Source organism: Labedella gwakjiensis (assembly GCF_003014675.1).
GTDB classification, from domain to species: Bacteria; Actinomycetota; Actinomycetes; order Actinomycetales; family Microbacteriaceae; genus Labedella; species Labedella gwakjiensis.
Window position 1 is genome coordinate 1,765,119 of sequence record NZ_PYAU01000001.1, and the last position, 25,987, is coordinate 1,791,105.

A 25,987-nucleotide genomic window follows, 5' to 3' on the forward strand; every position below is an offset into this window, starting at 1 on the left:
CGCGGCGTCGAAAGCGGTATGGTCCGGGGATTCCGAGCGATCCTGCTCTCCGTGCGAGATGGGAGGATGGAGGGGTGAAGCTCGACCAGACCCACCCCCTCGCCTCCGGTCGCACGAGCGAGTCCCGGCTCGTCCGTGCCTACCGCGGACGGCGTCCCGACGTGACCCCGGTGTGGTTCATGCGGCAGGCGGGCCGTTCCCTCCCCGAGTACCGCGAGCTGCGGGTGGGCACGCGCATGCTCGACGCGTGCCTCACTCCCGGTCTCGCGAGCGAGATCACGCTCCAGCCCATCCGCCGCCACCACATGGACGCCGGCATCTTCTTCTCCGATATCGTCGTTCCGCTCAAGCTCGCCGGAGTGGACGTGGAGATCGTGCCCGGAAAGGGCCCGGTGCTCGGCAAGGCCGTCCGCACCGCGGCAGACGTCGACGAGCTCATCGCTCTCGACCCCGCCGTGCTCGACGAGGCGCTCGAACCCGTGCGCGAGGCCGTGCGCCTCACCGTCGCCGGGCTCGGGAGCGACCACGGCGACACCCCGCTCATCGGCTTCGCCGGGGCGCCGTTCACCCTCGCGGCGTACCTCGTGGAGGGCGGCCCGTCGAAGGACCACATCCACGCTCGCACGCTCATGCACGCCGATCCCGACGCCTGGGCGAAGCTCATGGCCTGGACGGCCGACGTCACCGGGCGGTTCCTCGAGGCGCAAGTGCTGTCGGGCGCATCCGCCGCACAGCTCTTCGACTCCTGGGCCGGCGCGCTCTCACTCGCCGACTACGCGCGTTTCGTGGCGCCCGCCTCGGCCACGGCCCTCGAGCGGGTGCGCTCGCTCCACATCGAGCCGAGTGACGGCGGGCCGACCCAGTCGGTGCCGCTCGTGCACTTCGGCGTTGGGACGGGCGAACTCCTCAAGGCCATGCACGACATCGGCGCGGACGTCGTGGGCGTCGACTACCGGATCCCGCTCGACGAGGCCAACCGACGGCTCGGCGGCGTCGTGCCGCTGCAGGGCAACGTGGACCCCGCGCTCCTCTCTGCTCCGTGGAGTGTGCTCGAGGCGCACGTCGTGGACGTTCTCGAGCGCGGGAAGGCCGCGCCATCCCACGTGCTCAACCTCGGCCACGGCGTGCCGCCCGAAACGGATCCCGACGTGATCACGCGCCTGGTCGCGTTCGTCCACGACTACACCGGGGAGCGGTCGGCCTGATGAGCGACGCGGCCTCGGCGGCGTCCGCGCCCTTCGAGCCCCTCCACGTCGTCGTGATCGGCGGCGGGATGGCCGGGCTCGTCGCCGCTCTCGACTGCGCCCGCGTCGGTATCCGCGTCACGGTGCTCGAGGCGTCGGACCGCGTCGGCGGGGCGCTCCGCTCGGAGGAGATCGGTGGAATCTCGGTGGAGGTCGGGGCCGAGAGCTATGCGACCCGTGGGGGGAACGTGCGTGTGCTCGCCGAGAGCGTCGGCCTCGGTGACCGCATCGTCGCGCCGAACCCCGAGGGGGCGTGGGTGGCGGCATCCTCCGGGGTGTTCGCGCCACTCCCGAAGGCCGGCATCCTCGGCATCCCGTCGAACCCCCTCGCCGACGACGTCCGCGCGGTGATCGGCTGGGGAGGCGCCCTGCGCGCCTACCTCGACCGCCTCATGCCCGTGCTCGCCGTCGGTCGCGTGCACGATCTCGGCGCACTCGTCACGCGTCGCATGGGGCGTGCGGTGCGCGACAACCTCGTGGCACCGGTGACGATGGGCGTCTACTCGTCCGACCCCGAGGCGCTCGACGTGGCCTTCGCGGCCCCGGGCCTCAACAAGGCGCTCACGACGGCCGGCTCGCTCTCCGGCGCCGTCGCGACCATGCGGGCCGCGTCGCGCGCCGGTTCGAACGTCGAGGGAATCGTCGGCGGGATGTCCGCGCTCGTCGACGGGATCGTCCATGAGCTCGAGCACTCCTGGGGTGTCGAGATCCGGCGCAACACACCCGTCGAGGCGCTCGCCCGTGCGGGAGGCGGCTGGGACGTCGCGCTCCCCGTGAGAGACGACGTCGCTCCCGACTCGGCCCTCCCCGAATCGGGTCTCGAGACGCTCCACGCCGACTACGTCATCGTCGCGACCCCCGAGGCTCCGGCCCTCGCCCTCCTCGCCGCGCTCGAACCCGAGCTCGCGGACATCGCGCCCGTCGACGCCCCCCGGGTCGACCTCGTGACCCTCGTCCTCGACGATCCGCGGCTCGACGCGCACCCTCGCGGCACCGGCATGCTCGTGGCACCCGGCGCCGGCCTCACCGCGAAGGCGATGACGCACGCGACCGCGAAGTGGTCGTGGCTCGCGGACGAGGCGCGAGCGGTCGCCCCGCACCGTCACGTCCTCCGGGTCTCGTTCGGCAAGGCGGGCGAGAACACCGTCGCCGACCTCGACGACGACGCCCTCGTGGAGCTCGCGATCCGCGACCTTTCGACCATGCTCGGTGTCTCCCTCGATCCGACGACCGTGGTCGAGGCCCGCCGCACCACGTGGGCCGGATCGGTGCCCGGAGCGGTCACCGGCCAGCGCGCCCGTTCCACGAGCGTCCGCGAACGGATCCTCGCGATCGGTGGACTCGACGTCACGGGTGGCTGGCTCGCCGGCACCGGCCTCGCGGCCGTCGTGCCCGATGCGCTCGCCGCCTCTGGTCGCATCCGCCACCTCGTCGCCCAGCGACTGCTGGCCGACGTCACCGGACGTGCTGTCATCGACGGGGACCCCGCCGCCGACGAGCGATAGAGGGGTCCCCGACGATCGGTCGGACGCCTATTCGGGCGAGATCGGCTGGGCGTCCTCGATCACGGTCCCGTCCTCCAAGGTGACGCGGTAGGCGAGGTCGAGCACCGTCACGTCCTCGTCCGTCGACACGAACACCTTCCCGGGCCACCACGCCAGATAGCGTCCGTCTTCGACGGTCGCGCTCACGACGTCGCCGTCGGGTGTGATGATGTCGACGGCTGCCACATCAGGGCCGGCATCGCCGATCGTGAACGACGCGGTCGGAGAGGCCGGGGTGCCTGGGAACGTCCATTCGGCGAACTCCGAGAGGGAGCCCTCGTTGATCTCCCCACCGACGGGTATCGCGCCCTGGCCGCCGCTCTGAGCGGACAGTACGGTGTCTGCGTCGGTCGAGCCCGACGGCAGGTGGACGAGACACGTGACGTGGGTGGACGCGTCCGAGACAGCCGCCACGGCGATCCACTCGCCACGACGCTCCGCCAGGATCACATCCGCGCCCGGCCGCCCGGCCGCGTCGAGGCAGGCCGTGCCGGCGAGCCCCTGTTCCGAGGAGGTGAGCGAATCGGGCGTCGCCGTCCACGAGGCGAATGCCGCATCCGACGGGGCGAGGGCCCCGACCGTGAGGGCGCCACCGATGGCGACTACCGCAGCTGCACCGGCCGTCACGGTGATCCACGCACGGCGCCGCGACGCAAGGACGGGGGTGGTGGGTGTGACCGGATCGGAGGTGAGGATCTGGTGGAGTCGGGCATCGGCCCGGCGGCGGGTGGCGTCGTCGAGCGCTCGGACGGGCGCGGCGTCGAGCGACGCGAGGGTGCGGGTGATGAGGTCGTTGTTCATGCGGTGATTTCCGTTCTGCTGGCCTCGACGGGTGTACCGGAGGCGGGGTCGGGGGAATCGAGATGCCGGCGCAGGGCGGTCCGGGCCCGATGGAGCCGGACGCGGTAGGCGGTGGTGGAGATGCCGAGCACCCGGCACGCCTCACTCGCCGGGAGGGCCTCCCACGTGGCGAGCGAGAGCACCTCCTGGTGGTCAGGCGAGAGTGCGCGCCAGGCTCTCGCGATGTCGAGCTGGAGGTCTGTCGTATCGCTCCCGCTGTCGGACGTCGTCGAGGCCTCCGCTATCGCGATGCCGAGGCGTTGGAATCGGTCGCGTGTCCGTCGATCGTTGAGGAGGCAGTGCCGGGCGACGCCGAAGAGCCAGGCTCGTGCACCGTCGTGAGTGGATGGCAGGTCGTCGAAGCGTCGCCAGGCTACGAGGAAGGCCTCGTGGACGACGTCTTCGGCGACGTCGGGCGGCGAACGACGGCTGACGAAGCGCAGGACGTCGAGGTAGGCGTCGTCGTACAGTGCGGAGAAGCGGGAAGCGCGATCCTGATCCGTGGTGGGTGGGCTCATACTCAGGACATGTTCGCCGAGGCCGCATCGTTACACGTCGGCGCTGCAGGACGTCGGTCCGCTCACTCCGGGAGCGTGATCGCGTCGTCGATCGCCGTGATCGGGTCCCACGCACCGTCCTCGCTGTTCGAGAGCACGGCGACCGTGAGGTTCGTCGCCGGGTAGTAGCGCACGATCGCACTCGCCCCCGCGTTGATGCCGTCCTTGTAGAAGGAGCGCAGCTCGCCGGCCGGCGTCACCTCGAACTCGAGGCCGAATCCGTAGGCGAGCTCCGCGGTCTCGCCCGCCCCCGCGTCCTCGTCGGCGTGGTGCAGCACCTGTGGGCTCAGGAACTCGGTGGTCCACTTCTTCGGGAGGAGTTCGCCCCCGCGGAGGGCGTCGACGAAGCGCACCAGGTCGGCTGCGGTCGAGTGCGCACCGCCGTCGGGCGAACCGATCGGCGGGTACGAGTAGATGTTCTGCCGCCAGCCGATGATCGGGCCGGCGGGAGCGTCCTCGTCGGGCCCGTCGGCGTGGGGCTCGTCGTCGGACGCGCCCTCGCGCACGGGATCCCAGCCCTCGGCCACGTTCGGAGCGGCCTCGCGCATGTCGAAGAAGCCGGACGACGTCATCCCGGCCTTCTCGAAGACATCGGTCCGCACGACGTCGCGGTAGGCGCGACCCGTCGCCCGCTCGAGAGCGAGCCCCGCGAGGACGTACCCGACGTTGCAGTAGCGGCAGTCGGCCCCCGGCTCGGCCCGTGGTGGCTTGTGCGCGAACTGGGGGAGGAAGTCGGCGGTCTCGGTCACGGAGTAGTTCGGGCGCTCCGCCCACAGCGCCTCGTACGACTCGCCGTCCTCCTCGTCCGCGTCGTCGGCGATCCCCGACGTGTGGGTGAGCAGATGCCGGAGCGTGACGTCGCGCGAGATCGTCGTGCCCTCGAGATCGACGTAGTCGTGGATGGAGGAATCGAGGCGCAACGTGCCGGCGGCCACCTGCTGCAGGACGGCGACGGACGTGAACAGCTTCGTGATCGACGCGACATCGAACCGCATGTCGGTCGTGACGGGCGTGTTCCACCGGCGGGACGCGACGCCGTAGGCCTTCTCGAGCAGGGGCAGATCGCCTTCCGTCACGAGGACCACCCCCGAGAACTCGTCGTCGGCCGCGCGCGCGGCGAGGTCGGCGGCGACGGAATCGAGCCGCTCGGCGAGAACGCTCGCGGGGAGGTTCGGGAGGGCGGCGAGGCGGTCGTCGGTGGGATCTCCTGCGGTGCTGTCCATCCGTCGAGGCTATCGCTGTGTGGAGGGCCGAGCATGATGCCACAGATTCCGTCGGATTGGCGAGCGTTTTCCACCGGCCTGTCCCGTGTGAAGCTGAGACCTCGTCGTCGACGCACGACGTCGAGACCGCAGGCCCAGACCGACGAGAGGAGGGGACCGTGCCGGACATCCCGCTCGAACAGCTCCTCACCCGTATCGCCTCGGGCGACCGCACAGCCATGGCCGCCCTGTACGAGCGGGTCGGCGGCCGCATGCACGCCATGATGCGCACGGCCATCGGTCACGCGCGCGGTGCGGACGAGTGCCTGCTCGAGACGTTCGTCGACATCTGGCGCCGCGCCGGCCACTACGAACCGGCCGCCGAGCCGGCGTCGAGGTGGATCACACGCATCGCCTCTCGTCACATCGGGCGATTCCGCGCGGCGACGATCGACGAGTCGGCCCCGGCCGTCGCAGCGGCGACTCCGCTCGACATCGAGCCTCACCCCGACAGGGACGTGTTCGGGGCGACGGCCTGACCGATCGTCGGGTTCCGTCGCTCGGCAGCTCGGTCTGACGGGCATCTACAGCATTCCCCGGACGGAATGCAGGGGGGCGCACGGAACGGGCGATACGGATACGCTGGTGACCTGGTCACGTGCGGCTGCGCCTCCGCGCGGCACGGGACCGGTCCACAGACACCGATCGGACGGAGACGCTATGAAGGGCAAGATCCTCCTCGTGACGGGGCTGGCCGCGGGGTACGTCCTCGGGTCACGCGCCGGGCGCGAGCGCTACGAACAGATCAAGACCGGGTGGCTGAAGCTCTACGAGACCGAGCCGGTGCAGAAGCAGGTGCGCAAGGCGCAGGGCTTCGCGAAGGCCCGCGTCTCGGCCGTGCCGAGCACCCTGTTCTCCGGCGCGAAGACCATCGTGAAGATCGCGAAGAGCAACCGCTCAGCCGGTCAGAAGCTCGACGCCACGCTCAGCGAGGTCGACGACGTCAAGGACGAGCTCGGCGACATCGCCGACGGACGCTCGTCGACGACCCGCTGAGGGGACGACCGATGACCCGATACACGACGGAGACGCCGCCTCGCGGCTCGAAGGAGTCGCTGTCGCTGATCGAGCTCGTGAAGTCGCTCCCGGGCCTCCTCAAGAGCCTCGTCACGGCGGAGCTCGACGGCCTCAAGGTCAAGGCGACCCACATCGGCAAGTACGCCGGCATCGGCGCGGGACTCGTCGTCGTCGCGCTCATGTTCCTCTTCTTCGCGCTCGGCACCCTCGTGGCCGTGGGTATCCTCGCGCTGTCGCTCGTGCTGCCGGCGTGGCTCTCGGCGCTGATCGTGTTCGTGGTGTTCCTGCTCATCGCGGGCATCCTCGTGCTCATCGCGCTGCGGTACTTCCGCAAGATCTCCGAGGGCCCGAGCCCGGCGGAGGAACTCCAGAAAGACATCAGAGCTGTGAAAGGGACGGGCGAGTATGACCGGCACTGACAACCCGAACGCCGAGCAGGCGCGTCGCGAGCTCGTCGAGACGCTCAACGCGATCGAGGACAAGCTCAACGTCCCGAAGCAGGTCGGCAAGGCCACCGATCGCGCCAAGGCGAAGATCGCGGAGCTCCGCGAGGAGAACCCGCAGGCCCTCGTGGGCGGGGCGGCCGCCGTCGCCCTCGCCGTGGGTGCCGGGGTGTGGGCCGTGGCCCGCTCCGTCCTCAAGCGGTAGTCGCCCCACCCGAGACCATGACAGCGTCCATCGTGCAGGCATCCTGCGCGGTGGACGTCGTCGTGTGCGACGACACGAGCGTGAACGATTTCGGTGCGTTTCCGGCCATCGTGGGACTCGTCGTCCTCCTTCTCGCGATCGCTGCCGTCGTCCACGCGGTCGGAGCCCGTCGTCGTCGATGACCTGTCCTCCGACGACCTGTGGAAAGTGAGCCGCGCATGGGGGGACTCCTCCCCGTGTACCGGAACCTGGCCTCCCGATAGGGTTGGAGGACCGCCCACTACACACTCTGGAGTGTCATGGACATCGTTGCCCTCGCGTCGGTCCCGATCATCATCGCGGTGGTCGTCCTTCTCATCATCCTGGCTCTCTTCACGAAGAGCCGGTACAAGATCGCCAAGCCGGACGAGGCGATCATCGTCACCGGTCGCAAGGCGAAGAAGACCCTCGGGGCGGACGGTCGCACGATCACGGACCTTTCCGGCCAGAAGGTCGTCCAGGGCGGTGGCGTCTTCGTCGTCCCGTTCCTGCAGCGTCACTTCTCGCTCTCCCTGCGGTCACGTGCCATCGGCATCCAGGGCGTCGCGCAGACCCGCAACGGCGTCACGATCCGCGTCGAGGCCGTCGCCGTCGTGAAGGTCGGCGACAGCGACGGGGCCATCCGCTCAGCCGCACAGCGCTTCCTCGGCCAGGACCAGCACATCGAGCCGTTCACGCAGGAGGTCCTGTCGGGATCGCTGCGGTCGTCGATCGGTAATCTCACGGTCGAGGAGATCATCCGCGACCGCGCCGGTCTGGCCGAGCAGGTGCTCGAGGCTGCACGCACATCGCTCCTCAACCAGGGTCTCGACGTCGACACGTTCCAGATCAAGGAGATCGCGGACGACAAGGGCTACATCACCGACCTCGGTCGACCCGAGCAGGCGCGCGTCCGTCAGGCCGCCGAGATCGCCGAGTCGCAGTCGGCCCGTGCTTCTGAGCAGGCGCGCATCGAGGCCGCCGAGGCCATCGCCGATGCGAACCGTGAACTCTCGCTCAAGAACGCGTCCATCAAGACCGAGACCGACGAGGCCATCGCTCGCGCCGAGGCCGCCAAGCCGCTCGCCGAGGCGACCGCGCAGCAGGGCATCCTCCAGCAGCGCGAGATCACGGCCGTCCGCGAGGCCGCGCTCCGCGAACAGCAGCTCAACGCCGACGTCCGCAAGGTCGCCGATGCCGAGTCGTACCGCATCCGTCAGATCGCCGAGGCGGATGCCGCCAAGGTCGTCGCGGAGGCGAAGGCCGATCGCGACCGTCGTATCGCCGAAGCCGAGGCCCTGCGTGCCGAGGGTGAGGCCGAGGCCGCCGCGATCCTCGCCAAGGGTGAGGCGGAGGCGCGCTCCACGGAACTCCGTGTCGCGGCCCTCCGCAACGAATCCGAGGCGCTCCTCCAGCAGCGCGCCATCGAGATCCTTCCCCAGATCGCTCGCGAGCTCGCCGCGCCGTACGCATCGATCGACAACCTCACGGTGCTGTCGACCGACGGTGCGTCGAAGCTCTCGAACGACGTCGTCAGCAACGTCACCCAGGTGACCACCATGCTGAAGGACGCCACGGGCATCGACCTGCAGAAGCTCTTCACCGGCTCGAAGCGTCCGCACGGCGAGTCGGCGGGCGAGAGCCTGAGCGATCTGCTCGCTCAGGGCCGAGGCGCCCAACCGGCCTCCCACGCCGCGCCCGACGCGACCCCGGACGCCGCCCCCACCCAGGGCTGATCCGCTGGGTCGCCCCCGCCGGCACCCGCACCACCGCGCGCATCGCACCACCGCGCGCATCGCACCACTGCGCTTCACGCGCCACCCGGAGCCCGTCCGCACCCAGCGGCCGGGCTCCGCTGCGTCCACTCGTCCACCCCGCCACCCCGCCACTCCCCGTGCCACCCCCGGGGTCGCCAGATCCAGCGTTTGAGCGTGATTGCACCGATACAGCGGTGCGAATGCGCTCAAAAGCTGCATTTGGCGAGATGGGGGCGGGGCGGAGGGGAGGGGAGAGGGAGAGGGAGAGGGAGCGCGGGTCAGACGGAGTCGCGGCGGACGATCGAGGTCTCGACGAAGGAGCCCGCGAGGTCGGCCTCCTCGCCGCGGAGTTGCGCGAGGAGGATCTCGGCGGCGCGCTGGCCGACGGCCGCTGCCGGCTGGTGCACCGTGGTGAGCGCCGGACTGCAGCGCAGTGCCCACGCGGAGTCGTCGAAGCCGACGATGGAGACGTCCTCGGGCACCCGACGTCCGGCCTCCCGCAGCGCCTCGAGAGCGCCGGCGGCGACGGCGTCGGACGCGGCGAACACCCCGTCGATCTCGGGCCGTCGCTCGAGGAGCGATCGCATGCCGCGGTAGCCGTCGTCGTAGGAGTAGAGCGGTACCTCTGCGACGAGGGAGGGATCGAAGCGCTCGCCGAGTGCGTCGTGGAAGCCCCGGAAGCGGTCGGCGCCCGAGTCGCGGTCGAGGGCTGCGGCGACCATGCCGACGTGCGTCCGCCCCGCGCCGAGGAGCTCCATCGTGATGTCGCGCGCGGCCGTCCGGTTGTCGATCCCGACGAACGGGAGCTCGCGGAGATCGGGAGGGTGGCCGACGAAGGCGGCGGGGAGCGCGAGCCGCTCGATCAGGCGCGTGATCGGGTCGTTGTCGCGCGCCGAGACCATGATGACCCCGTCGACGAAGCCCCCGGACAGATACCGGGTGATCCGGTCGGTGTCGCGACCCGAGTCCACGATGAGGCACACGAGCTGGTAGTCCGCGAGGGAGAGCGACTCGTTCGCGCCGAGCAGGATGTTGCCGATGTTGGGGTCGTCGACGAAGAGGCTGTGCGGTTCGTGCACGACGAAGCCCACGGCCTGCGTGCGCTGCATCACGAGGTTCCGCGCGGCGGTGTTGGGCACGTATCCGACGCGCTTGATGGCCGCCTCGATGGCCGTGCGGGCCTCGGCCGACACGTAGCGCTCGCCGTTCACGACCCGGCTCACGGTGCCGCGCGACACCCCGGCTTCCACGGCCACATCGTGGATCGTGGCGCGTGCGCGACGGGTGGGCGGGGTGGACACGGCTCCACCCTAGCGCGGCGGATCGCGCCGTCGGACGGGGTGGATCCGACCGCCTCCGATCGACCTCTCCGGGGGCTCGAGCGGGTTGCCCGGAGACGATTCGGTTGACATCCGCGCGATCGTCGTCCTACTCTGTGTACGTTCACAGACTCTCGAAGGTGAGTTGTCATCTCGCAATCTGTGCACGTTCACAGATCGGCCGGACGGCCGGAGCGAGAGGACACCGTGGAGACTCTGGACCAGGAGGCGCGAGCGATCGTCGTGACCGACGAGCGCCCCTCTGCGACCACGCAGCCCTCCCTGCGCGAAGGCATCGCGTTCGGCTGCGACTACAACCCCGAGCAGTGGGACCGGGCGGTCTGGCGCGAGGACGTCGCCCTCATGCGCGAGGCCGGAGTCGACCTCGTCGCGCTCAACATCTTCGGCTGGTCGCACATCGAGCCGCGCCCCGGGGAGTACGACTTCGACGGGCTCGACGAGATCATCGGCCTCCTTCACGAGGCAGGGATCCGCATCAACCTCGGCACCGGCACGTCGTCGGCGCCGCCGTGGCTCACCCACCGCCACCCCGAGATCCTCCCGGAGGCCGCCGACGGCACGACCCGCTTCCCCGGCGGCCGCCAGGCCTGGTGCCCCTCGTCGGCGGTGTTCCGACGCTACGCCCTCGCCCTCGTCGAGAAGGTCGCGGAACGGTACGGCCAGCACCCCGCCGTCGCGCTCTGGCACGTCTCGAACGAGCTCGGCTGCCACAACGCGCTCTGCTACGACGACGAGAGCGCCGAGGCGTTCCGCGGCTGGCTCCGCGCGCGCTACGGCACGATCGAGCGCCTCAACAGCGCGTGGGGCACGTCGTTCTGGAGCCAGACCTACAGTGCTTTCGAGGAGATCCTCCCTCCCCGTCTCACGCTGTCGAGCCGGAACCCCGGCCAAGTGCTCGATTTCCACCGCTTCTCCTCCGACGCGCTCCTCGACCACTACCGCGCCGAGACGGCTGTGCTGCGCCGGCACAGCGACGTCCCCGTGACCACGAACTTCATGGTGACGGCGCACATCCGGAACCTCGACTACTGGACGTGGGCGCCCGAGATGGACGTGGTCGCGAACGACCACTACCTCGACCACCGTCTCGCGGAGCCCGCGGCCGAGCTGTCGTTCGCGAGCGACCTCACCCGGGGGCTTGCGGGCGGGGAGCCCTGGCTCCTCATGGAGCAGTCCACCGGATCCGTCAACTGGCAGCCGCACAACCTCGCGAAGGCCCCCGGTCAACTCACGCGGAACTCGCTCTCCCATGTGGCTCGCGGTGCGGACGCGATCTGCTTCTTCCAGTGGCGCGCCTCGCTGCAGGGTTCCGAGAAGTTCCACTCGGCCCTCGTCCCCCACGCCGGCACCGACAGCGACCTGTGGCGGGAGGTCGTCGACCTCAGCCGCACCCTCGATCGGCTGGACGAGCTCGCCGGAACGCGGGTGCAGGCCGACGTCGCGCTCCTCTTCTCCTGGGAGAACTGGTGGGCGGCCGACGGCGAGAGCCGCCCGACCCACGCCGTCGACTACCTCTCACAGGTGCACGCGATGCACGCATCGCTCACGCGCTCGGGCCACACGGTGGACGTCGTCCGACCGGGCGCGAGCCTCGAGGGCTACGGCCTCGTGGTCGTCCCCTCCCTCTACCTCGTCCGCGACGAAGAGGCCCGCGTCCTCTCCGACTTCGCGGAGGCGGGCGGCCACGTCGTCGTCACGTTCTTCAGCGGGATCGTCGACGAGGAGGACCGCGTGCGTCCCGGCGGCTACCCCGGCGCCTTCCGCGACCTGCTCGGCGTGAGCGTCGAGGAGTTCGCCCCCGTGCTGCCCGGTCAGGTGCTCACCCTCGCCTCCGGTCGATCGGCGAGCCTCTGGTCGGAGCGCACGCGCGCTCGCGGCGCCGAGGTGCTCGACTCGTTCGCCGACGGCCCGTCGGCCGGTCGTCCGGCGATAACGCGCCGGGCGCTTCCGGGCGGGGGAGCGGCCTGGTACATCGCGACCCACCTCGACGCCGCCGACCTGGACGGGGTCCTGCGCGAGGCCGCGGCCGGCGCGGGCGTCGTGCCCATCGGCGATCCGCGCGAGCCCGGCCTCGAGGTGGTGCGGCGTGCGAACGAGGAGCGCAGCTACCTGTTCCTCATCAACCACACGGACCACGCGATCGATCACCCCGCGACGGGGATCGACATCGTCAGCGGCGACCCCGTCGAGGGCGCAGCGCACGTGCCGGCGGGTTTCGTCAGCGTCATCAGAGAGGAGTCAGCGGCATGAGTGTCGACGTCGGATCAGGGGTGGTGCGCACGCCACGGCTGCGCTCGCGCCCCACCAAGGTGCTCGTGCAGCACAAGAAGGCGATCGCGATCTTCATCGCACCCTTCGCCGTGCTGTTCGCTCTCTTCTACCTCATCCCCATCGGCTACGCCGTGTACCAGTCGCTCCTCGTGATCGAGCGCGAGGGCACCTTCGGCGAGGCGAAGGAGGTGTTCGGCGGGCTCGCGCAGTACGCCCTCGTGTTCCAGAACGGGCCGTTCTGGCAGTCGGTCACGCGCGTGTTCCTCTTCGGCATCGTGCAGGTGCCGGTCATGCTCGGCCTCGCGCTCCTCTTCGCACTCCTGCTCGACTCGCCGCTCCTGCGCGGCAAGCGGTTCTTCCGCCTCGCGTTCTTCGTGCCGTACGCCGTGCCCGGCGTGATCGCCGCGATCATGTGGGGCTTCCTCTACTCCCCGAACCTCTCGCCGTTCACCGCCATCACGAAGAACGTCGATTTCCTCTCGGCCGACCTCGTGCTGTGGGCGATCGCCAACGTGGTCACGTGGGTCTACGTGGGCTACAACATGCTCATCATCTACTCGTCGCTCCTCGCGATCCCCTCGGAGATCTACGAAGCCGCGCGGCTCGACGGGGCCGGTCAGTTCCGCATGGCGTGGTCGATCAAGATCCCGCTCGTCCTGCCCGCGATCTCCCTCACGGCGATCTTCTCGATCATCGGAACGCTGCAGCTGCTCGCGGAGCCGCAGGTCTTCCGCACGTTCAGCTCGGCCGTCTCGTCGACGTTCACGCCGAACCTCACGGTCTACACCACGTCGTCGATCCCGAACGTGAACCTCGCGGCCGCCTTCTCGGTGGTGCTCGCCCTCACGACGTTCGTCCTGTCGTTCGGCTTCCTCAAGCTGACGCAGCGGAAGGAAGCGAAATGACCGCCACCCTCCCCACCCCGTCCGACACGACGACCGCGGCGTCGCCGTCGCGGCGCCGGGCGAGCGCGCCGCGCGTCGCACGCGAGAGCCCGCTCTCCCGCGCGAGCGCCCTCATCGTGATGCTCGTCTTCACGCTGTACTTCCTCATCCCCATCTGGTGGCTGTTCATCGCCTCCACGAAGTCGACGGCCCAGCTCACGTCGACGGCCGCGCTGTGGTTCGCCGATTTCAACCTCATCGAGAACGTCTCGTCCCTCATCGCGTACCGCGACGGCGTGTACCTGAAGTGGATGCTGAACTCGGTGCTCTACGCCGGGCTGGGGGCGCTCCTCGGCACCCTCTTCGCCGCGATGTGCGGCTACGCCCTCGCGAAGTACTCCTTCCCCGGCCGCGACGCGATCTTCAACGTCGTGCTCGGCGGCGTGCTCGTTCCGGCGACGGCCCTCGCGCTTCCGCTCTTCCTCCTGTTCAGCCAGGTGGGACTCACGAACACGTTCTGGTCGGTGTTCCTCCCGTCGCTGGTGAGCCCGTTCGGCGTCTACCTCACGCGGATCTTCGCCGCTGCGAGTGTGCCGGACGAGCTGCTCGAGGCCGCTCGGCTCGACGGCTCCGGCGAGGTGCGCACGTTCTTCACCATCTCGGTCAAGCTCATGCTGCCGGCGCTCGTGACGGTGTTCCTGTTCCAGTTCGTCGCGATCTGGAACAACTTCTTCCTGCCGCTCATCATGCTGCGCGACGAGACGCTCTTCCCGGTGACGCTCGGCCTGTACGCCTGGAACTCGCAGGTGAACCAGATCCCCGAGCTGCGGCTCTACGTGCTCGTCGGGGCGTTCCTGTCGATCATCCCCCTCATCATCACCTTCCTGCTGCTGCAGCGGTTCTGGCGTTCCGGTCTCGGCGCCGGGTCCGTGAAGTAGCACCGTCCGCTTGCCCCTTGCCCCCTACACCCCCGCATCACAATGAAGAGAAACGGAACAGCATGAACGTCAAGAGAACCCTGGTCGCAGGAGCGGTCCTGTCGGCCGTCGTCCTGAGCGGCTGCTCGTCCGCCGGATCGACGGGCGGTGGCGACGACGCCGCCGCATCGTGCGCCCCGTCCGACGGCAACGTCGAGCTGAGCTTCACGTCGTGGATCCCCGGCATCGAAGAGGTCGTCGACGTCTGGAACGAGGCGAACCCCGACATCCAGGTGGCGGTGCAGACCGGCCCGAACGGCAACGGCGGCACCTACCAGAACTTCTTCAACCAGCTCGAGGCCGGCAACGCCCCCGACCTGGGCCAGATCGAGTACGACGCGCTCCCCAACTTCCGCGTGCAGAACGGCCTCATGGACCTCGGAGGCTGCGAAGACGTCGTGGTCGCGCAGGACGACTTCGTCGACTGGACCTGGAGCCAGGTGCAGCTCGGCGAGACCGACTCGGTCTACGCGATCCCGCAGGACTCCGGCCCCATGGGCATGTTCTATCGCGCCGACCTGTTCGAGGAGAACGGCATCGAGATCCCCACCACGTGGGCGGAGTACAAGGAGGCCGCGAAGCAGGTCCGTGAGGCCGGCGGCTACATCACCAACTTCTCGCAGGGCGACATCAACCAGTTCGCCGGATTCGTGTGGCAGGCCGGCGGCAGCTGGTTCCAGAACGACGGTTCCGACTGGACCGTCGACCTGACCGACGACGCCTCGAAGACCGTGGCGGACTACTGGCAGGAGCTCATCGACGAGGACCTCGTCTCGACCGTCCCCGCGTGGACGACCGAGTGGGACAACGCCTACAACACGGGCGCGGCGTGGACCTGGAACTCCGCCGTCTGGGGCGCGAACTCGATCGCGTCGGGTGCTCCCGACACGGCCGGCAAGTGGTCCGTCGCGCCGCTGCCGCAGTGGAACGAGGGCGGCTCCGCCGCCGGTAACTGGGGTGGCTCGTCCACCGCGGTGTTCACCGGTTCCGAGCACCCCTACGAGGCCGCGAAGTTCGCTCTGTGGCTGAACACGTCGGAGGAAGCCCTCACGATGCTCAACGAGTCGGCGAACATCTACCCGGCCACGACCGCCGGCCTCGAGCTGCCGGTACTGTCCGAGGGCGTCGAGTTCTACGGCGGCCAGAGCATCTACGACGTCTTCGCCGAAGCGTCCGCCGAGGTCTCGTCCGACTTCGCGTGGGGCCCCACGATGACGCAGACGTACAACGACGTCTCGGACGGCTTCAAGTCGGCCGTCTCCGGCGACGGCACCCTCTTCGACGCCCTCGAGAAGGGCCAGACGTCCACGATCGACGCGCTCAAGGCGCAGGCGATCCCGGTCAAGGAGTAGCGACCCGCTCCGCCCGGGCGCGCACCAGCCCCGGGCGGAGCGCCCCACCCCCACCACGTAGTGCGTTTGCGCAGGATTGCGGCGATAGACCGTCGCGAAACCGCGCAAACGCACTACTTCGTGGTGTCAGACCAGAGCGGGTCGACAGACCGGTGGCGGAAGAGTCCTTCTGTGTCGAGGGAGCGACAGGCGCACGTGCACGGGCCGTGCGACTTTGAGTTCTTTCAGCATTAAGAGGGAGGATGGAGGCATGACTCACCCGGCCTCCGACGAGGCAGTCCGCCCCTCTCCCCACGCCTCAGAGCACCACACCACGGAAGCCTCGGAGCCCGGCCCCTCGGGCTTCACCCTGTGGGCGATCCTCCGCCGCAACCCCGACCGCCCGTCCGACGTGTCGGCACCGGCTGTCGAAGAGCTCGAGTCGGTCGTCGCGGCGCTCGAGGCGGACGGCGTGACCGTACGCGGCTTCTACGACGTCTCCGGCATGCGCGCCGACGCCGACGTGATGATCTGGATCCACGGCGACACCGCCGAGATGCTCCAGGCCGGGCTGCGCTCGCTGCGTCGCACGAGCATGCTCACGGACCTCCTGCCCACGTGGAACGCGATGGGCGTGCACCGCGACGCGGAGTTCAACCGCCAGCACGTCCCCGGCTTCCTGCGCGGGAAGGAGCCCCTCGCATGGCTCTGCCTCTACCCCTTCGTGCGCAGCTTCGAGTGGTACCTGCTGCCGGAGGAGGAGCGTCGCGCGATGCTCGCGGAGCACGGACGGAAGGGCGCGGCGTTCCGCGGCGTCCTCGCCAACACGGTGGCGTCCTTCGCGCTCGGCGACTACGAGTGGATGCTCCCGCTCGAGGCCGACGACGTCGTGGAGCTCGTCGACCTCATGCGCGACCTGCGCGCCACGGACGCCCGTCGCCACGTGCGCGAGGAGGTGCCGTTCTTCACGGGACGGCGCATCGCTGCCGCCGAGGTCGCCGAGGTGCTGTCCTGATGGCCGCCCGCAACCTGAGTTCCACCGATGGCAGCTTCGACGCGTTCACGGAGAGACTCGTGACGGACGATGCGGCCGAGACCGCGGCTCCCGCCGTGCGCGCCGCCTCCCCGGCTGCCGCGTCCGGCGCCCCGCACGTGAGCGAGCCCACGCGCTACGACGCGATCCTGCTCGCGGGCTTCGGTGGACCGGAGGGCCAGGACGACGTCATCCCGTTCCTCCGCAACGTCACGCGTGGTCGCGGTATCCCGGACGAGCGACTCGAAGAGGTCGCCCACCACTACCGCCACTACGGCGGAGTGAGCCCCATCAACGACCAGAACCGCGCTCTCCGCACGGCGCTGCAGGCCGAACTCGACCGCCGGGGCATCGACCTTCCCGTGCTGTGGGGCAATCGCAACTGGACGCCGTACCTCGAGGACGCCGTGACCGAGGCCAATGAGCGCGGCTTCACCCAACTGCTGGCGATCGCCACGAGCGCCTACTCGTCGTACTCCGGCTGCCGCCAGTACCGGGAGGACTTCGCCCGCGTCCTCGACGAGACGAAGCTCGACGGCACGGTGCGCATCGACAAGGTGCGCCAGTTCTTCGACCACCCGGGCTTCATCACCCCGTTCATCGAGGGCGTGAAGGACGGGCTCGCGCAGCTCGAACGCGAGGTCGACGGCCTCGACGTCGCCTCCGAGGTCGAGGTGCTGTTCACGACGCACTCGATCCCCACTGGCGACGCCGACCGCTCGGGCCCGCGCGACCGCGACTTCGGCGACGGGGGAGCGTACGGCGCTCAGCACCGCGCCGTGGCGGGCGTCATCATGGAGTCCGTCCGTGTCGAGCGCGGCGAGGAGGGCACGCCCCCGTGGCAGCTCGTCTTCCAGTCGCGTTCCGGGCCGCCCACCCAGCCGTGGCTCGACCCCGACATCAACGACGCCATGGAGCAGCTGCCCGCCGCCGGCCGCCGCGCCGTCGTCATCGTGCCGATCGGCTTCGTGAGCGACCACATGGAGGTCCTGTGGGACCTCGACAACGAGGCGACGGACACGGCGAAGCGGCTCGGGCTCGCGTCCGTGCGCGTCGCCACCCCTGGCACCCACGACGCCTACGTGAGCGGACTCGTCGACCTCGTCGTGGAGCGCATCGAGGGCACGCCCGCCGCGGAACGTCCGGCGGAGACGGACCTCGGCCCGTGGTTCGACGTGTGCCGCCCTGGTTGCTGCGAGAACGCGCGGCTCGGCTTCCGGCCGGCGGTGTCCGGGCTCGCACCGTGACCCTCCGGATCGGCACTCGCGGGAGCGCGCTCGCGCTCGCGCAGTGCGGTGACGTCGCCGAGCTCATCACGGAGCGCACGGGCATCGCGACGGAACTCGTCCCGGTCACGACGCACGGCGACGTCTCCCAGGCGTCGCTCTCGAGCCTCGGCGGCACGGGCGTCTTCGCGTCCGCGCTGCGTGAGGCGCTGCGCGCCGGCATGTGCGACGTGGTTGTGCACTCGATGAAGGACCTCCCGACGGCCGCCTACCCCGGCCTCGTGGTGGCGGCTGTGCCAGAGCGCGAGGACGCGCGCGACGCGCTGTGCGCGCGCGACGGCCTGACGCTCGCCGACCTCCCGTCCGACGCCCGCGTGGGCACGGGCTCCCCGCGCCGCGCGGCGCAGCTCCTCGCGAGCCGCCCGGATCTCGTGGTCGTGGACATCCGCGGCAACGTCGACACGCGTCTCGGTTTCGTGTCGAGCGGCGAGCTCGACGCTGTCGTGCTCGCCGTCGCCGGCCTCACACGGCTCGGCCGCACCGAGGCGATCACCGAGGTCTTCGAGCTCGATGTGTGGCCGACCGCGCCGGCGCAGGGTGCACTCGCAGTGGAGACGCTCGAGACCCTCGACCTGACCGGTGACGACGACGTGGCGCGCGCGATCCGCGCGATCAACGATGCCGACGCGTTCGTGGCAGCCCACGCGGAGCGCTCGGTGCTCGCCGGACTCGAGGCCGGCTGCTCGGCCCCCGTCGGCGCTTATGCACGCATCTCGGGCGGCTCGTTGAGCCTCACGGCCAGCGTGTACGCTGGTGACGGATCGTCCTCCGTGTCCGACGACGCGGTGACGATGTTGTCGAACCCCATCGATCCGAGCGACCCGACCGCCCTCGACGGACCCGGTCTCGACGCGCGTATCGCCGTGGCGGGCCGAATCGGATTCGACCTCGCCGCGTCCCTGCTTTCCGCCGGCGCCCCCGGCCTCGCCGATCGACCGTAGAGGATCATCGAATGACGGCACACGCGCACGCAGCCAAGCCCCTCAAGGGCTGGCGGGTGCTCGTCCCACGGGGCGGTCCGTGGGGCGACGGCGTGGCCGCGGATCTGCGGTCCCGCGGCGCGACGCCGGTCGTCGCCCCCATGATCAACTTCGCACCGACGGACGACCCCGACGCATTGCGTGCCGCGCTCACCGCGCTCGCCGCCGGCGAGTTCGACTGGCTGACGGTCACGAGTGCGACCACGGTCGACGTGCTCTACTCGGAGCGCGTGCGCGTTCCGTCGACGACGAAGATCGCGGCCGTCGGCGAGACGACGGCTGCGGCCCTGCAGGCCGTCGGGTACTCGGTCGACCTCGTGCCCGCGAAGGACAACTCCGCGCGCGGCATGCTCGAGGAGCTCACGGCACTCGAGCCGCGGCCGAAGCGGTTCCTCGCGCTGCGCTCCGAGATCGCGAAGCCGCTCCTCTCCGTGGGTCTCGCCGAGGCGGGCCACGACGTGTCCTCCGTCGTGGCGTATCGCACCATCGGCGAGCCGGTGGACGAGCGCGTCGTCGCCGACGTGCAGTCCGGTCGCATCAGCGTGATCCTCGTGACGTCGGGAAGCGTCGCCGACCAGGTCGCGAGCCAGTTCGGCGCCCTGCCGTCGTCCACACTCGTGGCCGCCATCGGACCCCGCACGGCGAAGGACGCGCGTGCCGCGGGCCTCGACGTCGCCGTCGTCTCCCGGCAGCAGACCGTCACGGACCTCATCGACAGCGTCGTGGACGCCGTCGCCGACCGCGAGGCCCCCACCGTCTCCTAGGCGCCGCCCCGGCGTTCCGCTGCCTTTCGCCACGGGAGACATCCGTCGCGCGATGGCGAGCCGCTCCGACCGCGCGCCCAGCCTGTCGCCGTAGGCTTGAGACGTGACTTTCCCGGACACCCGCCTGCGCCGTCTGCGCACCACCCCAGCCCTCCGGCGCCTCGTCTCCGAGACGCGTCTGCACGCCTCGGAGCTCGTGCTCCCGATGTTCGTGCGGGAGGGGATCGACAACGCGATCCCGCTCGGTTCGATGCCGGGGATCCAGCAGCACTCGCTCGACTCGCTGCGCCGGGCGGCCGCGGAGGCCGCGGAGGCCGGGCTCGGCGGCGTCATGCTGTTCGGCGTCCCCGTGGAGCGCGACGCGACCGGATCGGCGTCGTGCCGGGCCGACGGCATCCTCAACGTGGCGACCGAAGCCGTGGCCGCCGAGGTCGGCGATGCGATCGTCGTGCAGACCGATCTCTGCCTCGACGAGTTCACGGATCACGGGCACTGCGGTGTGCTCGCGGCCGACGGCTCCGTCGACAACGATGCGACCCTCGCGGTCTACCGCGAGATGGCGCTCGCCCAGGCGCGGGCGGGCTCGCAGCTGCTCGGCCTCAGCGGCATGATGGACGGCCAGGTCGCGGCCGTACGCGACGCGCTCGACGGCGAGGGCTTCCACGACACCGTCATCATGGCCTACTCGGCGAAGTACGCTTCGGCGTTCTACGGTCCGTTCCGCGAGGCCGTCGACTCCCAGCTCTCGGGCGACCGCCGCACCTACCAGCTCGACCCCGGCAACCGGCGCGAGGGACTCCGCGAGGCGCTCACCGATATCGAGGAGGGTGCCGACATCGTCATGGTGAAGCCCGCGATGAGCTACCTCGACGTGCTCGCCGACGTCGCCGCAGCGAGCGAGGTTCCCGTGTGGGCGTACCAGGTGTCCGGCGAGTACTCGATGATCGAGGCCGCGGCGGCTCACGGCTGGATCGACCGGCGTCGTGCCGTGGAGGAGTCCCTCGTGGGAATCAAGCGGGCGGGCGCCGACGCGATCCTGACCTACTGGGCCGTGGAGGTGGCGGGATGGCTGAAGTGACGCACATCAACGAGGACCTGTTCGATCGGGCCCGCACCGTGATCCCCGGTGGGGTGAACTCGCCGGTGCGCGCCTTCGGCTCGGTCGGTGGAACGCCGCGCTTCCTCGTCGAGGCGCGCGGCCCGCATGTCGTCGACGCCGAGGGACGCGAGTACGTCGACCTCGTCGCGTCCTGGGGGCCGGCGATCCTCGGCCACGCGCATCCCGAGGTCGTCGCGGCCGTGCAGGCCGCCGCCGCTCGGGGCCTCTCCTTCGGTGCATCCACGCCGTCGGAGACGGAGCTCGCCGAGGAGATCGTCGGCCGCCTGCGGGCCGCGGGCGACTCCCCGCTCGAGAAGGTGCGACTCGTCTCGACAGGCACCGAGGCGACGATGACCGCGATCCGCCTGGCCCGTGGTGCCACGGGCCGCGACCTGCTCGTGAAGTTCGCCGGTCACTACCACGGGCACTCGGACGGCCTTCTCGCCGCGGCCGGGTCCGGACTCGCGACGCTCTCTCTGCCCGGGTCCGCCGGCGTGACGGAAGCGGTCGCGAGCCAGACCCTCGTGGTCCCCTACAACGACGAGGCGGCGCTCGAGGCGGTCTTCGCCGAGCGCAGCGATCAGATCGCCGCCATCATCACGGAGGCCTCGCCGGCCAACATGGGCGTCGTGCCGCCGGATCCCGGCTTCAACGCGTTCCTCGTGGAGCTCGCACACCGTCACGGCGCCCTCGTGATCATCGACGAGGTCCTCACCGGGTTCCGCGTCGACGCTGCGGGGTACTGGGGGCTCTCGAGCCGTGCCGGAGACGTGTACCAGCCCGACCTCTTCACGTTCGGGAAGGTCGTCGGCGGAGGTATGCCTCTGGCGGCATTGGGTGGCCGCGCCGAGATCATGGACCTCCTCGCGCCCCTCGGCCCGGTGTATCAGGCGGGCACGCTCTCGGGGAACCCCGTCGCCGTGGCCGCCGGACTCACGACGCTGCGCCTCGCCACGGACGAGGTGTACGAGCGCCTCGACACGGCGGCGCACACCCTCTCGACGGCGACGTCGGATGCGCTCTCCGCCGCGGGAGTGGCCCATGTGGTCCAGCGTGCCGGCAATCTCTTCAGCTTCGTCTTCGCGTCCGAACCGGCCCGTGATTACGCGGCGGTCCAGGCGCAGGAGGGCTGGCGCTACCCCGCCTTCTTCCACAGCATGCTCGATCAGGGTGTGTCGCTGCCCCCGAGCGTGTACGAGGCGTGGTTCGTCACGGCCGCCCACGACGATGCCGCCGTCTCGCGCATCCTCGAGGCGCTGCCGGCGGCAGCCCGAGCTGCCGCGGAGGCGACGCCGAGCTGACCGGTCGCGAGCATTCCGTGTGATGCATACAGGGCCGTCGTTATGCGTTTGTGAGCTTTCACAGCGGACGCAGAGACGGCGCCACGGCAGACTAGGAACATGGCCAGCATCCACCTTCACTCCGATCGACTCGAGATCCGACTGACGGCTGCGGAGAAGGCCTTGTCGCTGCGGCGTGACAACGTGGAGATCCCCCGGTCGAGCATCCGTTCCGCGACCCTCACGGACGACCCGTGGATCTGGGTGCGGGGCGTGCGCGGCAAGGGGTCGGCCATCCCGCTGACCCTCGCCGTGGGTCAGTGGAAGTCACACGGAGGCGCCGACTTCCTCGTGATCAAGAAGGGATCGCGACCCGCTGTCGTCCTCGATGTCGAGGACTCGGAGTTCTCGCGCGTGATCGTCTCGACGAACCACGGCGCCGAGCTCGTGGCCGCGTTGCGGATCGACGAGGAAGACGTGCGGGCGAAGAAGGTGCGTGCCACGCGCGTGCGCACCGTGAGCCCGCGCCCGATCGCCGTCCGCGCGAAGGCCGAGGCGGCCAAGATCGAGGCCGCCAAAGTGAAGGCCGACGCGAAGGCGGAAGCCGCGTCGAAGAGCGGCGGTCGTGCCGGGGTCGCGAAGAAGAAGGCCGCAGCCGATGCCGCTGCGGCGAGCTCGACCGAGAAGACGGCGAAGCCGGCAGCGGCGAAGAAGGCGTCCACGCGCGCTGCGGCGAAGAAGGACGAGGGGTCGACGTCGACGACTGCGACACCGTCGAAGGCGGCGTCCACGAAGGCGACCTCGTCGAAGGCAGCGGGCGGGAAGACCACGCGGTCGAAGGCAGCAGCCGACGCGGCCGATCCCGCGAAGACGGACGGTACGTCGGAGCAGAAGAAGCCGACGCGCTCGCGCGCCCCCCGCACGGTCGCGCCGGAGCCGACACCGGTGGACGGCGAGGCGGAGGAGACCCGCACCGACGACGCCGAGAGCCAGGATCAGGAGACGCCGCCCGCCACCTGACGGCTGCGGATCAGCCGCCGATCTCCACCACGGTACGGCCGCGCACACCGCCGGCGAGCACCCGGTCGGCGACCTCGCGCGCCGCGCTGAGCGGAACGACCGACGTCAGCCCGTCGAGGAGGCGCAGGTCCACGTCGCTCTCGAGGCGGTCCCATGCCGCGCGACGCTCCTCACCGGACGCCTCGACGGAGTTGATGCCCGCGAGCGTGACGCCGCGGAGGATGTAGGGGAGCACCGTTCCGACGTAATCGGCGCTCTGCGCGAGGCCGCACGCTGCCGCCACGCCTCCGTGGCGCAGCTGCGCCACCGCGTTGACGAGGGTCGGGCCTCCGACGGCGTCGACCACGGCGGCCCACCGCTGGGTCTGCATCGGCTTGCCCGCTTCGGCGAGCTCGGCACGGTCGATCACATCGGTGGCCCCGAGCTCGGTGAGGAAGGCGGACTGCGTGGCCACCCGCCCCGTCGACGCCGTCACCTCGAAGCCCGCGTGCGCCAGAAGGGAGACGGCGATCGAACCCACGCCGCCGGAGGCACCCGTGACGAGGACGGGTCCGTCCTGCGGGGTCACGCCGTGTCGCTCGATCGCGAGCACCGAGAGCATCGCGGTGAATCCGGCCGTGCCGATCGCCGCGGCCTGACGCGCCGACATCGTGGGAGGGACGGCGACGAGTCGCGAACCCTCCACGTGCGCTCGGCCGGCGAGCCCGCCGTGCAGACTCTCGCCGAGGCCCGCACCGTTCAGCGTCACGACGTCGCCGGGGCGCCATGGGCCGTGGCTCTCGATCACCACGCCGGTCGCGTCGATGCCCGGGACGAGTGGCCAACGCCGCACCACGCCCGGTCGGCCGGTCAGCGCGAGCGCGTCCTTGTAGTTGACGCTCGAATACTCGACGCGCACGACCGTGTCGATCATCGGCCCGGAGCCCGCGTCATCATCGGAGGACAGGCCGTCGAGGAAATCGGAGTCGAGGGTCTCGAGTGACGCGGTGGCCGCCCCGCGACCGCCGTCCGACTCGGCACGCCGCACGACCCAGGCGGGAAAGCTCTGCATGTCGTCAGCCTACGCACGCACCGTCGCGAGCGCCCCCTCCGTGCTCGCGACGGTGGTCCGGGTCGGACGTCACGTGATGTCGCGACGCCAGGTCGTGAGAGCACCGATCACCGTGAGCACCCCGGCGATCCCCGCGAGGACGAGTCCGCCGACCCACCACTCGAGCTGATCCTGTCCCGCGCTGACGAGTCCGAAGATGCTCGTGCCCACGAGCGTGTCGCTCGCGGCACCGGGCAGGAACTGCACGACGTTCGCCAGCCAGTCGGCGAGGGCGCCGACGGAACGCAGCACGGGTTCGACGAACTGGGTGAAGGCGATGACGATCACGATCACGGCGACCTGGTTCGTGACGACCGACCCGAGGCCGATCCCCACGGCCGCCCACAGGGCCATCGCCAGCACGAGCCGCGCGAACATCGCCCACGTGTCGGTCGAGCCGAGCTCGGTGTCGATACCGAAGCCGGCGAGGACCGCCGCCCCGCCGCCGACCGATGCGAGCAGCCCGATGAGGCCGAACAGCGCTCCGAAGACGAAGAGGACGAGGAGCTTCGCCGACAGCACCACGCTGCGCTTCGGCGTGGCCAGGAAGGTGGGCGTGAGCGTCTGATGGCGTACCTCGCCCGTGACGGCGAGGGCTCCGAGGAGCACGGGGAAGACGTAGCCGATCGAGCTCGCGAAAGAGTAGATGAGCGGGGCGAAGCCGGTCGAGCCGTCGCCCGTCATACCCGTCAGGGAGCCGTCGGTTCCCGCACCGATGAGGGCCGCGAGGCCCCCGGCCATGGTGAGGACGTAGAGGAACATCACGAGGGCGAGCACCCACCACATGCGTGTGCTCGTGATCTTGGTGATCTCGGCCCGGACGGCCGGAAGGAACGTGTTCATCGGTCTCCTCCCACGAGGTGCAGGAACGTCTCTTCGAGTCCTGAGGACTGCCGGTGGAGGGCGCTGAGGGGGATCCCCGCGGCGAATGCTGCCCTGCCTACCTCCTCGGCCTCGACGCCCGACACCATGAGTCCGGAGCGGGCGGGTGCCACGTCGAAGCCGGCGGCTTCGAGCGCGGTGGCGAGGGCGGAGCGGTCGGTGGCGTCGACGAGGACGCTGAGGCTGTCGCCGGCCGAGAGGCTCGAGAGCGTGCCGGAGTGCACGAGTTCTCCGCGCGCGATGATGACGACGTCGTCGACGCTCTGCTGCACCTCGCTCAGGAGGTGCGACGACACGAGGACCGTGCGTCCCTCGGCCGCGAGTGCGCCGAGGAGGGAGCGGATCCACTTGATGCCCTCGGGGTCGAGGCCATTGATGGGTTCGTCGAGCACAAGCACACCCGGGTCGCCGAGGAGGGCGGAGGCGAGGCCGAGGCGCTGGCGCATGCCGAGCGAGTAGCCGCCGACGCGGCGATCGGCGAACTCCGACAGTCCCACGAGTTCGAGCGTCTCGTCGACCCGCGAGCGCGGGATGCCGGACGCCGTCGCGGAGATCGTGAGGTGGTTGCGGGCCGAACGGCCCGGATGGAAGCTCGCGGCTTCCAGCGCGGCGCCCACCGTGCGCAGCGGCGACGGCAGGTCGGCGTAGGCGACGCCGCCGAACGTGGCGCGACCCTCTGTGGGTCGGACGAGGCCGAGGAGCATCCGGAGCGTCGTCGTCTTCCCGGCTCCGTTCGGGCCGAGGAACCCGGTGACCCGGCCCGGCTCGACCTGGAACGACAGGGCGTTCACAGCGGCGACGGCGCCGAAGCGCTTCGTCACCGCCTCGATCTCGATGGTGCGTGCGTCCGTCATGGGCCTCCC

General features: G+C 70.4%; 26 protein-coding genes. 19 read left to right on the forward strand and 7 right to left on the reverse strand.

What is annotated here, in order from left to right; all coding sequences use genetic code 11:
* Positions 1-74 precede the first annotated feature (74 nt).
* Positions 75-1,205, forward strand: coding sequence for a uroporphyrinogen decarboxylase (hemE, locus tag CLV49_RS08375; protein WP_106563135.1), 1,131 nt, complete (start codon positions 75-77; stop codon positions 1,203-1,205).
* Positions 1,205-2,749, forward strand: coding sequence for a protoporphyrinogen oxidase (hemG, locus tag CLV49_RS08380; protein ID WP_106563136.1), 1,545 nt, complete (start codon positions 1,205-1,207; stop codon positions 2,747-2,749). The genes hemE and hemG overlap by 1 nt, the downstream gene beginning before the upstream one ends.
* A gap of 27 nt (positions 2,750-2,776) precedes the next feature.
* Here the strand turns inward: hemG and CLV49_RS08385 are convergent, their stop codons facing one another.
* From CLV49_RS08385 to CLV49_RS08395, 3 genes are all read right to left on the reverse strand, one after another.
* On the reverse strand, positions 2,777-3,589 hold the full coding sequence (locus CLV49_RS08385) for a hypothetical protein (protein ID WP_106563137.1): 813 nt from the start codon (positions 3,587-3,589) through the stop codon (positions 2,777-2,779).
* The gene (locus tag CLV49_RS08390; RefSeq protein WP_106563138.1) at positions 3,586-4,146 is read right to left on the reverse strand and encodes an RNA polymerase sigma factor; all 561 of its coding nucleotides are present in this window, start codon (positions 4,144-4,146) and stop codon (positions 3,586-3,588) included. Before CLV49_RS08390 ends, CLV49_RS08385 begins: the two co-directional genes overlap by 4 nt.
* A 62-nt stretch (positions 4,147-4,208) precedes the next feature.
* A complete protein-coding gene (locus CLV49_RS08395; RefSeq protein ID WP_106563139.1) occupies positions 4,209-5,408 on the reverse strand; it encodes a serine hydrolase domain-containing protein in 1,200 nt (399 codons plus the stop codon).
* A gap of 158 nt (positions 5,409-5,566) precedes the next feature.
* Between CLV49_RS08395 and CLV49_RS08400 the strand changes: the two genes are divergently transcribed.
* The 6 genes from CLV49_RS08400 to CLV49_RS08420 all read left to right on the forward strand — a co-directional run bounded on the left by CLV49_RS08400 (position 5,567) and on the right by CLV49_RS08420 (position 8,866).
* A complete protein-coding gene (locus CLV49_RS08400) occupies positions 5,567-5,926 on the forward strand; it encodes an RNA polymerase sigma factor (protein WP_106563140.1) in 360 nt (119 codons plus the stop codon).
* A 181-nt stretch (positions 5,927-6,107) separates the two neighbouring features.
* Entirely contained in the window at positions 6,108-6,443 is a 336-nt protein-coding gene (locus CLV49_RS08405; RefSeq protein WP_106563141.1) for a hypothetical protein, read from the forward strand.
* 11 nt (positions 6,444-6,454) lie between these two features.
* Positions 6,455-6,883, forward strand: coding sequence for a phage holin family protein (locus CLV49_RS08410; protein ID WP_106563142.1), 429 nt, complete (start codon positions 6,455-6,457; stop codon positions 6,881-6,883).
* Positions 6,870-7,112, forward strand: coding sequence for a DUF3618 domain-containing protein (locus tag CLV49_RS08415; protein WP_106563143.1), 243 nt, complete (start codon positions 6,870-6,872; stop codon positions 7,110-7,112). Before CLV49_RS08410 ends, CLV49_RS08415 begins: the two co-directional genes overlap by 14 nt.
* Positions 7,113-7,129: 17 nt before the next feature.
* A complete protein-coding gene (locus CLV49_RS18320) occupies positions 7,130-7,294 on the forward strand; it encodes a hypothetical protein (protein WP_158261933.1) in 165 nt (54 codons plus the stop codon).
* A gap of 117 nt (positions 7,295-7,411) precedes the next feature.
* Complete coding sequence (locus tag CLV49_RS08420) at positions 7,412-8,866, forward strand: flotillin family protein (RefSeq protein ID WP_106563144.1); 1,455 nt, start codon at positions 7,412-7,414, stop codon at positions 8,864-8,866.
* Between the two features lie 299 nt (positions 8,867-9,165).
* Here the strand turns inward: CLV49_RS08420 and CLV49_RS08425 are convergent, their stop codons facing one another.
* Positions 9,166-10,188 (reverse strand): LacI family DNA-binding transcriptional regulator, encoded by a 1,023-nt coding sequence (locus CLV49_RS08425; protein ID WP_106563145.1) that lies wholly within the window; start codon positions 10,186-10,188, stop codon positions 9,166-9,168.
* 225 nt (positions 10,189-10,413) lie between these two features.
* Between CLV49_RS08425 and CLV49_RS08430 the strand changes: the two genes are divergently transcribed.
* From CLV49_RS08430 to CLV49_RS18475, 11 genes are all read left to right on the forward strand, one after another.
* Positions 10,414-12,477 carry a beta-galactosidase gene (locus CLV49_RS08430; RefSeq protein WP_424978581.1) on the forward strand — a complete coding sequence of 688 codons (2,064 nt, stop codon included), beginning with the start codon at positions 10,414-10,416 and terminating at the stop codon, positions 12,475-12,477.
* Complete coding sequence (locus CLV49_RS08435) at positions 12,474-13,403, forward strand: carbohydrate ABC transporter permease (RefSeq protein WP_106563146.1); 930 nt, start codon at positions 12,474-12,476, stop codon at positions 13,401-13,403. Before CLV49_RS08430 ends, CLV49_RS08435 begins: the two co-directional genes overlap by 4 nt.
* Positions 13,400-14,320, forward strand: a complete 921-nt coding sequence (locus CLV49_RS08440; RefSeq protein WP_106563147.1) for a carbohydrate ABC transporter permease — start codon at positions 13,400-13,402, stop codon at positions 14,318-14,320. The genes CLV49_RS08435 and CLV49_RS08440 overlap by 4 nt, the downstream gene beginning before the upstream one ends.
* 62 nt (positions 14,321-14,382) lie before the next feature.
* Positions 14,383-15,711, forward strand: coding sequence for an ABC transporter substrate-binding protein (locus CLV49_RS08445; protein WP_106563148.1), 1,329 nt, complete (start codon positions 14,383-14,385; stop codon positions 15,709-15,711).
* Between the two features lie 250 nt (positions 15,712-15,961).
* Positions 15,962-16,705 carry a hydrogen peroxide-dependent heme synthase gene (gene hemQ / locus CLV49_RS08450; protein WP_106563149.1) on the forward strand — a complete coding sequence of 248 codons (744 nt, stop codon included), beginning with the start codon at positions 15,962-15,964 and terminating at the stop codon, positions 16,703-16,705.
* Entirely contained in the window at positions 16,705-17,970 is a 1,266-nt protein-coding gene (locus tag CLV49_RS08455) for a ferrochelatase (protein WP_106563150.1), read from the forward strand. Before hemQ ends, CLV49_RS08455 begins: the two co-directional genes overlap by 1 nt.
* Positions 17,967-18,950 (forward strand): hydroxymethylbilane synthase, encoded by a 984-nt coding sequence (gene hemC / locus CLV49_RS08460; RefSeq protein ID WP_243696638.1) that lies wholly within the window; start codon positions 17,967-17,969, stop codon positions 18,948-18,950. The genes CLV49_RS08455 and hemC overlap by 4 nt, the downstream gene beginning before the upstream one ends.
* An 11-nt stretch (positions 18,951-18,961) precedes the next feature.
* Positions 18,962-19,753: a uroporphyrinogen-III synthase gene (locus CLV49_RS08465; protein WP_106563151.1), complete on the forward strand. Its 792-nt coding sequence runs from the start codon at positions 18,962-18,964 to the stop codon at positions 19,751-19,753.
* Between the two features lie 103 nt (positions 19,754-19,856).
* Positions 19,857-20,831 (forward strand): porphobilinogen synthase, encoded by a 975-nt coding sequence (hemB, locus tag CLV49_RS08470; protein WP_106563152.1) that lies wholly within the window; start codon positions 19,857-19,859, stop codon positions 20,829-20,831.
* On the forward strand, positions 20,819-22,153 hold the full coding sequence (hemL, locus tag CLV49_RS08475) for a glutamate-1-semialdehyde 2,1-aminomutase (protein WP_208019808.1): 1,335 nt from the start codon (positions 20,819-20,821) through the stop codon (positions 22,151-22,153). The genes hemB and hemL overlap by 13 nt, the downstream gene beginning before the upstream one ends.
* Before the next feature lie 99 nt (positions 22,154-22,252).
* Positions 22,253-23,152, forward strand: coding sequence for a hypothetical protein (locus CLV49_RS18475; RefSeq protein ID WP_208019807.1), 900 nt, complete (start codon positions 22,253-22,255; stop codon positions 23,150-23,152).
* Between the two features lie 10 nt (positions 23,153-23,162).
* Here the strand turns inward: CLV49_RS18475 and CLV49_RS08485 are convergent, their stop codons facing one another.
* From CLV49_RS08485 to CLV49_RS08495, 3 genes are all read right to left on the reverse strand, one after another.
* Entirely contained in the window at positions 23,163-24,203 is a 1,041-nt protein-coding gene (locus CLV49_RS08485) for an MDR family oxidoreductase (protein ID WP_106563154.1), read from the reverse strand.
* A gap of 69 nt (positions 24,204-24,272) precedes the next feature.
* Positions 24,273-25,085, reverse strand: coding sequence for an ABC transporter permease (locus CLV49_RS08490; protein ID WP_106563155.1), 813 nt, complete (start codon positions 25,083-25,085; stop codon positions 24,273-24,275).
* Positions 25,082-25,978, reverse strand: a complete 897-nt coding sequence (locus CLV49_RS08495; protein ID WP_106563156.1) for an ABC transporter ATP-binding protein — start codon at positions 25,976-25,978, stop codon at positions 25,082-25,084. The genes CLV49_RS08490 and CLV49_RS08495 overlap by 4 nt, the downstream gene beginning before the upstream one ends.
* Positions 25,979-25,987: the final 9 nt, after the last annotated feature.

Coding starts and splice junctions, on each gene's coding strand:
- CLV49_RS18320 (WP_158261933.1), top strand. CDS start 7,130: ATGACAGCGTCCATCGTGCAGGCATCCTGCGCGGTGGACGTCGTCGTG.
- CLV49_RS08455 (WP_106563150.1), top strand. CDS start 16,705: ATGGCCGCCCGCAACCTGAGTTCCACCGATGGCAGCTTCGACGCGTTC.
- CLV49_RS08485 (WP_106563154.1), bottom strand. CDS start 24,203: ATGCAGAGCTTTCCCGCCTGGGTCGTGCGGCGTGCCGAGTCGGACGGC.
- CLV49_RS08385 (WP_106563137.1), bottom strand. CDS start 3,589: ATGAACAACGACCTCATCACCCGCACCCTCGCGTCGCTCGACGCCGCG.
- CLV49_RS08390 (WP_106563138.1), bottom strand. CDS start 4,146: ATGAGCCCACCCACCACGGATCAGGATCGCGCTTCCCGCTTCTCCGCA.
- hemG (WP_106563136.1), top strand. CDS start 1,205: ATGAGCGACGCGGCCTCGGCGGCGTCCGCGCCCTTCGAGCCCCTCCAC.
- CLV49_RS08405 (WP_106563141.1), top strand. CDS start 6,108: ATGAAGGGCAAGATCCTCCTCGTGACGGGGCTGGCCGCGGGGTACGTC.
- CLV49_RS08420 (WP_106563144.1), top strand. CDS start 7,412: ATGGACATCGTTGCCCTCGCGTCGGTCCCGATCATCATCGCGGTGGTC.
- hemQ (WP_106563149.1), top strand. CDS start 15,962: ATGACTCACCCGGCCTCCGACGAGGCAGTCCGCCCCTCTCCCCACGCC.
- CLV49_RS08435 (WP_106563146.1), top strand. CDS start 12,474: ATGAGTGTCGACGTCGGATCAGGGGTGGTGCGCACGCCACGGCTGCGC.
- CLV49_RS08495 (WP_106563156.1), bottom strand. CDS start 25,978: ATGACGGACGCACGCACCATCGAGATCGAGGCGGTGACGAAGCGCTTC.
- CLV49_RS08490 (WP_106563155.1), bottom strand. CDS start 25,085: ATGAACACGTTCCTTCCGGCCGTCCGGGCCGAGATCACCAAGATCACG.
- CLV49_RS08415 (WP_106563143.1), top strand. CDS start 6,870: ATGACCGGCACTGACAACCCGAACGCCGAGCAGGCGCGTCGCGAGCTC.
- CLV49_RS18475 (WP_208019807.1), top strand. CDS start 22,253: ATGGCCAGCATCCACCTTCACTCCGATCGACTCGAGATCCGACTGACG.
- CLV49_RS08445 (WP_106563148.1), top strand. CDS start 14,383: ATGAACGTCAAGAGAACCCTGGTCGCAGGAGCGGTCCTGTCGGCCGTC.
- hemL (WP_208019808.1), top strand. CDS start 20,819: ATGGCTGAAGTGACGCACATCAACGAGGACCTGTTCGATCGGGCCCGC.
- CLV49_RS08410 (WP_106563142.1), top strand. CDS start 6,455: ATGACCCGATACACGACGGAGACGCCGCCTCGCGGCTCGAAGGAGTCG.
- CLV49_RS08440 (WP_106563147.1), top strand. CDS start 13,400: ATGACCGCCACCCTCCCCACCCCGTCCGACACGACGACCGCGGCGTCG.
- CLV49_RS08465 (WP_106563151.1), top strand. CDS start 18,962: ATGACGGCACACGCGCACGCAGCCAAGCCCCTCAAGGGCTGGCGGGTG.
- CLV49_RS08395 (WP_106563139.1), bottom strand. CDS start 5,408: ATGGACAGCACCGCAGGAGATCCCACCGACGACCGCCTCGCCGCCCTC.